This window comes from Rhizobium sp. SEMIA 4085 (assembly GCF_013004495.1).
GTDB lineage: Bacteria > Pseudomonadota > Alphaproteobacteria > Rhizobiales > Rhizobiaceae > Rhizobium > Rhizobium gallicum.
Genome location: NZ_JABEPH010000242.1, coordinates 1 through 9,345, shown reverse-complemented (window position 1 = coordinate 9,345; position 9,345 = coordinate 1). Strand labels below are relative to the sequence as shown.

Genomic DNA, 9,345 nt, shown 5'->3' with positions numbered 1-9,345 from the left:
ACGGAGAGATGCGCGCGATTGACGCTGAGCTCGAGGTTCTTCAATGCGGCACGTTCGGCGGTCACGACATGCATGTCGACGCCAAGCACATCACCATACATCGCCAGCGGGTCGCGGATACCGCGTTCGCCATCGAGCGAGAAGCCGGTCGCGAGAGAGTGCAGCACGGCGCGATCCTGGCGCAGCGACTGCTGGCAGGCAGCTGCAAGCACCTTCTTGAGATCGTTGAGTTCGACTTCCTGGCCGCCGAGATCAATCGTCGCCGTGTAGATGTCGCTGCCCAGACGGCCGGCCGTAAGATTGACAATCAGGCTCTCGACGGTAAGGCCCGCCATACGCTCGGCCGCATCGACGGCAAGTCGGATGACGCCTTCGAGCGCATCGAGATCGGCGATGACACCGGTCTTGATGCCGCGGGAGCGCTGGTGGCCGATGCCGATGATTTCGATGTCGTGCGTGCGGCCCGGAAGAATCTCGCTCTCTTCGCGGGGCGTCAGGCGGCCGATCATGCAAACGACCTTGGTCGATCCGATGTCGAGCACCGAAACGATATGCGACCGCTTCGACGACAGCGGCTTCAGGCGCGGCAATCCGAAATGGGACGAACCGAACAAGCTCATATATTCTGCCCCGCCTTTTTCAAATCCTTGGTCCGCTGATCGAGAACGACCTGCCGGCGCGCCATGGCCTCCGGGGTCAGTTGGATCGCGGTCCTGTCCACCAGTCTGAGATCGACTGCTGCGATGTCGCGCGCCAGAAGATCCTGTTCCTTGTTGAGTTTCGACAGCCTGGCGAGCGCCTGATCGACATCGTCGGACGGCAGCTTCACCACCACGCCGTTATCCATGTGCAGGTCCCAGCGGCGGCCGGAGACCCAGACATAAGCCTTCACACGCGACGTGATGTCCGGCCACTTCGAAAACTCGCCTTCGAGCGAAGCGGCAGCACTTTCTGCATCTCGGCCGACGACGAGCGGCAACGTCGAAAACTTGTTGTCGCGAAGCGACGCAATGACGCTGCCATTCCGTTCGATCAGCGAAAGCTCCTGCCCGTGCTGCCAGATCGCATAGGCCTGGCGCTCCTTGAGCTTGACCTCGATCGTCTTCGGATAAATCTTCCTGACCTCGACGCTCTCGACCCACGGAAGCTTGACGATCTTCCGGCGCGCAGCATCGACATCGAGCGCCACCAGCGACGTCGTTCCGTCGAGGCCGAGAAGTTCAAAGATTTCGATTTCGGAGGTTTCGGAATTGCCGGAAACCTTCACATCCTCGATGGCGAAACCGGCAGCCGTTGTCGCCGCCTGCGCGACTGTTTCCGTATGACCGCCGAGCGACATGCCGTAGAGACCGGTCGCCGCGAAGAATGCAAGGGCAGAAATCGTCCCGGTATGCGCAGGAATGTGGATACGGCCAGTTCCGAGACTGACGAGGAAGCGCACCGCACGGCGCAGCGGACGCGGGAGAACCATCCGCCCATCACCCTCAGCAAGAGCGATGCTCGGTTGACGGCTTGGGCGCCCTATCCTTTTGACCGTCAACGAGAACAAGAGGCGTCCTCCACCATCCAACGCAAGAATTCACCAAAGGAATAACCGGCATGACCGGCCATTTCGGGCACAAGGGAGGTTGGCGTCATGCCCGGCTGGGTGTTTACTTCCAGCCAGATAACTTCACCATCTTCGGAGAACCGGTCGTCGTAACGGAAGTCGGACCGACTGACCCCACGACAACCAATTGCTTGATGCGCCCTTAACGCCAATGTTTGTATTTTTTGGTAAATATTCGGTGAAATTTTCGCCGGGATGACGTGTTTTGAGCCGCCCGCAGCATACTTGGCATCATAGTCATAGAAGTTGTGACCCTGCGGCACCACTTCGGTCACACCGAGAGCCTTGTCGCCCATGACACCGCATGTCAGTTCGCGGCCATAGACATACCGCTCGACGATGACCTCCTCGCCATAGCGCCACTCCGGCGAACTGATGATCTGCGGCGGATGGGCCTGATCCTCCTGAACGATGACGACACCGAAGCTGGAGCCCTCCCGGACCGGCTTCACGACATAGGGCGGCTTCATTGGATGTTCGGCCGGAAAGGCGAAGCGATTGATGACTTCCGATTGCGCCACAGGGACGCCGGCCGCCGCTGCAACCCCCTTGGCCTTGCCCTTGTCCATCGCAAGGGCAGAGGCAAGAACGCCGGAATGCGTGTAGGGAATTTCGAGATATTCGAGGATGCCCTGGATGGTGCCATCCTCGCCGAAGGGGCCATGCAGCGCATTGAAGGCGACATCGGGACGAAGCGCCGCCAGTTTTGCGGAAATATCCCGATCGACATCGATCCGCGCAACCTGGAAGCCCTCGCCCTCGAGAGCATCCGCGCAAGCCGTTCCCGAAGACAGGCTCACCGGCCGCTCCGAGGAAAATCCGCCCATCAGGACAGCGACATGCTTGCGACTCATACGTACCCCCAAGATAAACCTCAGCCTGATTTTCGAGGCTTGCACCAAGCTTGCCCGCGAATCCGCTTCGCCTCAGACATGGAAGCGATATGACAACATTATGGTTAATGAAGTGTTTACTTTTATTAACCGGGTGCCTTCCCGAGAGGTTTCCACCCCTCAGAAATCCCACTCGGCCAGCATATTTCCGACTCGAAATCAGCGCGTTGCGGCGACATGCTGAAGTTCGCTCACAGCATGAAAAAACCCGCACAGATGATTCTATGCGGGTTCGCCCGGACAGGCAGCGAAGGCCGCCCTCAGTCGTCCTTGTCGAGCAGTTTCCAGACAACCCGCCAAGCGCACCGCCGGCGATCGGCGCCAGCCAGAAGAGCCAAAGCTGCTGCAGGGCCCAGCCGCCGACAAAGAGAGCCTGGCCTGTCCAGCGGGCGGGATTGACGGATGTGTTCGTCACCGGGATCGAGATCAGGTGGATCAGCGTCAGCGCCCGGCCGATCGCAAGCGGCGCAAAGCCAGCGGGTGCCCTGCCATGCGTGGAGCCCAAAATGACGATCAGGAAGACAAGCGTCAGAGCGACTTCGATGACCAATGCCGAAGTCAGCGAATAGCCGCCGGGAGAATGCTCTCCATAGCCGTTGGAGGCAAGCCTCCCAACTCAAAGCCGGCCTTGCCGCTCGCAACAAGACAGACGAGAGCGGCGGCCGCAATGGCACCGATCACCTGCCGCCCAAGCTCGCAGCCGTGGCGCTGGCCAACAAGATCGCCCGCATCGCCTGGAAGATGATGGTCACCGGCGAATTATCGAAAACCTGCTGTTCAGCCAGACCTGGCATGTGCAGCTTAAGTGATCAGTCGGTCACGGTGAGCGGAGAGACAAAGCTACCGTGCTGATCTGATGCGTGAACGTGCAAGAAACAGCAGATGGTATGATCGATCGATTCGGGACTCGTGACACTCCGCTTGGCGCAATGGTCGCTGTAGTCGCAATGGCAGCTGCAGATCGCAAAATTGTTTGGAACACGAGTCGCGAACTCCGTCTTGGCCAGCGTTCATTTGTGAGCGCCACAACAGGCCGAACATATGCACGCAAGCGATCCGATCAAATCACTGCCAAAAACCCTTGCAAGGAGGGGGTCGTCCACATATGCGTTACGAGCCCTTCGACCCTTTCCAGGGGCGCTCTTTATAACTCCCGAATGGAATAAAAATGTCTGACGCGATATCTCCCGTATCGCCGACCTCCGCTTCATCGAACAGTGCGCAAGTCAATTCGCCAGCGCGCGTTCTGATCGCGAGCCTTGTCGGCACCACGATCGAATTCTTTGATTTTTATGTCTATGCGACGGCAGCCGTCCTGGTCTTCCCGACGCTGTTCTTCCCGAACAACGATCCGACCACCGCCCTTCTCGCTTCCTTTGCCACCTTCTCGATCGCCTTCTTCGCCCGTCCACTCGGCGCCGTTGTCTTCGGTCATTTCGGCGACAGGATCGGTCGCAAGACGACGCTGGTCGCCGCCCTGCTGACCATGGGTATTTCTACGGTCATTATCGGCCTGCTGCCCTCCTACGGATCGATCGGCGTCGTGGCGCCGCTGCTGCTTGCATTGTGCCGGTTCGGCCAGGGCTTCGGCCTCGGCGGCGAATGGGGTGGCGCTGTGCTCCTCGCAACCGAGAATGCGCCGGAAGGCAAGCGCAGCTGGTACGGCATGTTCCCGCAGCTCGGCGCACCCGTCGGCCTTTTCCTCTCCTCCGGCGTCTTCTGGCTGCTGCTGCAGGTCATCTCGCAGGACGCGCTTTTGAGCTGGGGCTGGCGCGTTCCATTCATCGCCTCGATCGTCCTGATCGTCATCGGCCTGTGGGTTCGTCTTTCGATCACTGAAACACCGGCCTTCCAGAAGGCAATTGACAAGCATGAGCGTGTCGCCGTGCCGGTTGCGGAACTGTTCCGCAAGCACAAGCGCAGCTTGTTCCTCGGCACCTTCGTGGCGCTCGCGACCTTCGTGCTCTTCTACATCGGCTCGGCCTATCTGCTCTCCTACAACGTCAAGGTTCTGAAAATTCCCTTCCTGGACGCGCTGGAAATCCAGATTGTCGGCTCGGTCGCCTTCGGCATCTTCATCCCCGCCGCCGGCAGGCTCGCTGAAAGATTCGGACGGCGCGAAGTGCTGATCCTTACCACCGTCGTGATCGGCATCTTCTCGTTCTTCCTGCCCGGCCTGATGGCCGGCGGCGAAGGCGGCATCGTCGTCTTCGCGATTGTCGCCATGGCACTCATGGGCATGACATATGGCCTGATCGGTACGGCGCTGGCGGCCCCCTTCCCGACCGCAGTGCGCTACACCGGCTCGTCGATCACCTTCAATCTTGCCGGCATCTTCGGCGCCTCGCTGGCTCCCTATATCGCCACTTGGCTGCAGACGAACTACGGCATGCTTTATGTTGGCTACTATCTCGGCCTTGCTGCCGTGATCACGCTGATCTCAATCCTGGCATCCGGCCGCGACGAAGTCTGATCGAGACTGCCTCCAGGTCAATCAAAGGCCGCGGCGGTTTCCCGTCGCGGCCCTTTTCATTGCTGCCAATCAACTATCCGTTCTGGATAGATAAAAAACGGCTATTCGCTGGTCACACCCTGGAACGGGCGCACCTCGCGGCCCGGCATGAAGACGCCGAGACGCTTGATTTCCCATTCGAGCTTGACGCCGGAATTTTCGAAGACTTCACGGCGAACCTGCTCGCCGAGATATTCGAGATCGTAGCCCGTCGCCTGCCCCATATTGATCATGAAATTGCAATGAAGCGACGACATCTGCGCGCCGCCGATGACGAGACCCCGGCAGCCCGCTTCGTCGATCAGCTTCCAGGCCGAATGACCTTCGGGATTCTTGAAGGTCGAACCACCGGTCTTCTCGCGGATCGGCTGCACCGTCTCGCGGTGATTGCGTACCGCATCCATGTCGGCGCGGATCTTCGCCCGGTCCTCCGGATAGCCCTCGAAAAGCACGGAGGTGAAGATGAGATCAGGTGAGGCCGTGGAATGACGGTAGGAATATCCCATGTCTGCATTCGACAGGACGACCTTGTTGCCCTTGCGGTCGATGGCATTGACCTCGACCAAGCGATCGCGGGTTTCGCTGCCATTGGCGCCGGCGTTCATGCGCGCCGCGCCGCCAATGCTGCCCGGGATGCCATAGAAGAAATGGAGACCGCCGATGCCGTTGTCCATCGCCATTGCGGCCACATGCTTGTCTGGGCAGATTGCACCGGCGAGAATGCGGTTGTCACCTGCAAGCTCGACCGAACCGAAGCCCTTGGCAGAAAGCCGCAAGACGACGCCCGGAATGCCGCCATCGCGCACGAGAATGTTCGAACCGACGCCCACGACCGTCAGCGGCACCTCTTCCGGCAGGATTTTCAGGAATGCGATAAGGTCCGCCTCGTCGTGCGGCTGGAACATCAGCTCGGCAAGACCGCCAGCATGGAACCAGGTAACACGGTCCATGGGGGCATCCGGCGTGATACGGCCCCGGATATCCTTCACACCTTCTCCGAGAGACTCGAGAAGCTTTTCCCCATTCACCTGTTTCATGCAGACTTTCCCGAAAGACCTTCCAGTTGCTTGGGCAGCGCGACTGCCCAGTAAGTGATATTCCCAGCTCCTAAGAGAACCACAAAATCGCCGGGCTTTGCAATCTCCGCGACCATTTCAGGCAAAAGCTCCTGGTGAGGGAGGAAGCGCGCGTCGCGATGGCCACCCGCTTTGATGCGGGAAACGAGTGCCTCGGAATCCACGCCTTCGATCGGATCTTCGCCCGCGGCATAGACCGGAGCAAGGAAAATACTGTCGGCATCGTTGAAACAGGCGGCAAACTCTTCGAACAGGCTGGAAAGGCGCGTGTAGCGATGCGGCTGATGAACGGTGATGACGCGGCCCTTGCAGGCTTCGCGCGCGGCCTTCAGCACGGCCTTGATCTCGACCGGATGATGGCCGTAGTCATCAAAGATCTGCACGCCGTTCCATTCACCGGTCAACGTAAAGCGGCGCTTGACGCCGCCGAAGGAGGCGAGGCCCTTTGCGATGTCGGCGCTCGAAATGCCGAGGCGGTTGGCGACCGCAATTGCTGCCGTCGCATTCGAAATGTTATGTCGGCCGGGCATCGGCATCACGAGATTGTCGAGCCTGATGACCTGTCCCGTGCGGCGGCGGCGGATTTCGACGTCGAAGATCGACCGTGTCCCGTCGATGCGCACATTCATGAAGCGCACGTCGGCCTGCGGATTTTCACCATAGGTAATGACCTTACGGTCTTCGATGCGGCCGACGAGAGCTTGGACCTCCGGATGATCGAGGCACATGACGCCGAAGCCGTAGAAGGGCACGTTCTCGACAAACTGCCGGAAGGCGGCGCGCACGGCGTCGAAATTGCCGTAGTGGTCGAGATGTTCGGGATCGATGTTGGTCACCACCGCGACGTCAGCGGGCAGCTTCAGAAATGTGCCGTCCGACTCGTCGGCCTCGACCACCATCCACTCGCCCTCGCCCATGCGTGCATTCGTGCCGTAGGCATTGATGATGCCGCCGTTGATGACGGTCGGATCAAGCCCGCCTGCTTCGAGCAGCGTGGCGACCAGCGATGTCGTCGTCGTTTTTCCATGCGTGCCACCGATGGCGATTGCATTGCGGAAGCGCATCAATTCGGCGAGCATTTCGGCGCGGCGCACGACCGGCAGCAGCTTCTCGCGCGCGGCGGTAAGCTCCGGATTGTCCTTCTTGATGGCGGTCGAGACCACCACAACTTCAGCATCACCCAGGTTTTCCGCCTTGTGGCCGACGAAGACTTCGATGCCCTTGTCACGCAGGCGCTGCACGTTGGCGCTGTCGGCCTGGTCCGATCCCTGCACGCGGTGGCCGAGATTATGCAGCACCTCGGCGATACCGCTCATGCCGATCCCGCCGATGCCGATGAAATGGACGAGGCCGATCGCCTTCGGCATTTTCATGACTGTGTCCCCTTGAACTGTGCAATTGTACGTCCGGCGGCAATAGCCTCAACCATGCCGGCAAGCAAGTTCGCAGCGTCCGGTTTCCCGGCCTGCTTTGCGGCTGCCGCCATTCGGGCGAGCTTTTCCGGGTCGTTCATTACATGAGTAAGGATCGAAGCGATCTTCTCCGACGAGAGCTCCGATTGTGCGATGACCTTCGCGCCACCGGTCGCGGCAAGGGCTGCGGCGTTCGCCGCCTGATCGTGATCAAGTGCATGCGGATAAGGAACAAGCACGGCCGGACGGCCAATGACCGAAATTTCCGAAACCGTCGAGGCGCCCGAGCGGCAGATCACCAGATGCGCATTTGCAAGGCGCTGCGCCATATCGGTGAAGAACGGCGCGATATCCGCCCCCATCTCAAGCCTGGCCACACAGCCGCTCACCATTTCCATGTCTTCGGGGCGCACCTGCTGGGTGATGCGCAACCGCGCACGCAACTCATCGTCAAGCAGGCTGATCGCTGTCGGCATCGCCTTGGAGAAATATTGCGCCCCCTGGCTGCCGCCGAAGACAACGAGATTGAAGGGCTCTCCGGCATGGGAAGGCTTGTACGGCACCTTCGCCGCTTCGATGATTGCCGGACGCACCGGATTGCCGGTCGTCACGGTCTTCTCGGAATAAGCGCCGCCGTTCTCCGGCAGGAAACCGCCGGCGATCGCCTGCACGCGTTGGGCCAGCGCCTTGTTGGCGCGGCCCATCACGGCGTTCTGTTCGTGGATCATCGACGGCACGCCGAGGCGCGTGGCGGCAAGCAGCGGCGGCACGGTCGGATAGCCGCCGAAACCAACGACGACCGCAGGCTTCAGCCGCTGGATCAGTTTCTTGGCAGCACGCATTCCGGTCCACAGCGTCCACAGCGAACGCCCGACTGCGAACGGGTTCTTCGAGCCGATCGTCGCCGACGGCACGACATGGATTTCATCCGCGGGGAATTTGCCGGCAAAGCGCTCGGCACGGCTGTCCGTCACGAGGTGCACGGAATAACCGCGCGCCTTCAGCTCGTATGCCAAGGCCTCTGCTGGAAACACGTGGCCGCCGGTGCCCCCGGCGGCGAGCAGGATGATACCTTTGCTCATCGGTAGGTTCGCCTTTCAACCAGGGAGCTGCCCCTCATCCGCCTGGCGGCACCTTCTCCGCCTTTTGAAGGGGAGAAGAACGCATGCCGCAACTCCTTAGTACCCCTCACCGTCTCATGGGGCACGTCCCCTCTCCCGGCAAGCGGACGGTGGGCTGGGGTGGGGGGCAATTTAGACGGCATGGGCATATTTTACTCCGCCGGCATTCCGTGCGGCACGCGGAAGAGACTCCGCTCCTGTGCACGCTTTTCCGGGCGATGGCGCGTCAGCGCGAGAATAAAACCGGCGGTCACGCAGATCGCGACCATGGACGAGCCGCCGTAGGAAATAAGCGGCAGCGTCATGCCTTTTGCCGGAAGCAGCTCGAGATTGACGCCGATATTGATGATCGACTGGATGCCCATCTGGAGCACGAGCCCCGCGACGGCAAACCGGTTGAAGTCGTTCTTTTCTTTATATGCGTGCGATAGCCCCCTCAAAACAAGGACCGTGAAGAGCAGAACGAGCGCGATGCAGAAGATGATGCCGAATTCCTCGGCGGCGACCGAGAAGATGAAGTCGGTGTGCGCGTCGGGGATGATGCGCTTGACGATGCCTTCGCCCGGTCCTTTGCCAAACCAGTCGCCGCGGATGATGGCCTCGCGCGCAGTGTCGATCTGGAACGTGTCGCCCTCGCCGGTCATGAATTTGTCTATTCGCCCCGCCACGTGCGGGAAGACGTAGTAGGCGCTGAGCAGCCCGCCAGCACCGCCGGCGCCGAG

The 9,345-nt window shown here is 60.5% G+C and carries 8 protein-coding genes and 1 pseudogene; 1 reads left to right on the top strand and 8 read right to left on the bottom strand.

Going from position 1 to position 9,345, the window contains the following annotated elements; all coding sequences use genetic code 11:
* The 4 genes and pseudogenes from C9413_RS21635 to C9413_RS21620 all read right to left on the bottom strand — a co-directional run.
* On the bottom strand, positions 1–620 hold a 620-nt coding region (locus C9413_RS21635; protein WP_281408662.1), incomplete at its 3' end, for a cell division protein FtsA.
* Positions 617–1,549 (bottom strand): cell division protein FtsQ/DivIB, encoded by a 933-nt coding sequence (locus C9413_RS21630; protein WP_039845342.1) that lies wholly within the window; start codon positions 1,547–1,549, stop codon positions 617–619. The genes C9413_RS21630 and C9413_RS21635, both read right to left, overlap by 4 nt.
* Positions 1,537–2,463 (bottom strand): D-alanine--D-alanine ligase, encoded by a 927-nt coding sequence (locus C9413_RS21625; protein WP_039845343.1) that lies wholly within the window; start codon positions 2,461–2,463, stop codon positions 1,537–1,539. The genes C9413_RS21630 and C9413_RS21625 overlap by 13 nt, the downstream gene beginning before the upstream one ends.
* A 346-nt stretch (positions 2,464–2,809) precedes the next feature.
* Positions 2,810–3,186, bottom strand: a pseudogene (locus C9413_RS21620) (aquaporin); the annotation flags it as partial.
* A 484-nt stretch (positions 3,187–3,670) separates the two neighbouring features.
* Between C9413_RS21620 and C9413_RS21615 the strand changes: the two are divergent.
* The gene (locus tag C9413_RS21615; protein ID WP_039845346.1) at positions 3,671–4,975 is read left to right on the top strand and encodes an MFS transporter; all 1,305 of its coding nucleotides are present in this window, start codon (positions 3,671–3,673) and stop codon (positions 4,973–4,975) included.
* A gap of 101 nt (positions 4,976–5,076) precedes the next feature.
* On the opposite strand, the gene murB is transcribed toward C9413_RS21615, so the two are convergent.
* The 4 genes from murB to C9413_RS21595 all read right to left on the bottom strand — a co-directional run.
* Complete coding sequence (gene murB, locus C9413_RS21610) at positions 5,077–6,051, bottom strand: UDP-N-acetylmuramate dehydrogenase (protein WP_039845347.1); 975 nt, start codon at positions 6,049–6,051, stop codon at positions 5,077–5,079.
* Complete coding sequence (gene murC, locus C9413_RS21605; RefSeq protein WP_039845348.1) at positions 6,048–7,463, bottom strand: UDP-N-acetylmuramate--L-alanine ligase; 1,416 nt, start codon at positions 7,461–7,463, stop codon at positions 6,048–6,050. Before murC ends, murB begins: the two co-directional genes overlap by 4 nt.
* Positions 7,460–8,584 carry an undecaprenyldiphospho-muramoylpentapeptide beta-N-acetylglucosaminyltransferase gene (gene murG / locus C9413_RS21600; protein ID WP_039845349.1) on the bottom strand — a complete coding sequence of 375 codons (1,125 nt, stop codon included), beginning with the start codon at positions 8,582–8,584 and terminating at the stop codon, positions 7,460–7,462. Before murG ends, murC begins: the two co-directional genes overlap by 4 nt.
* A 191-nt stretch (positions 8,585–8,775) precedes the next feature.
* Positions 8,776–9,345: FtsW/RodA/SpoVE family cell cycle protein (locus tag C9413_RS21595; protein ID WP_170250886.1), on the bottom strand; the 570-nt coding region annotated here is incomplete at its 5' end.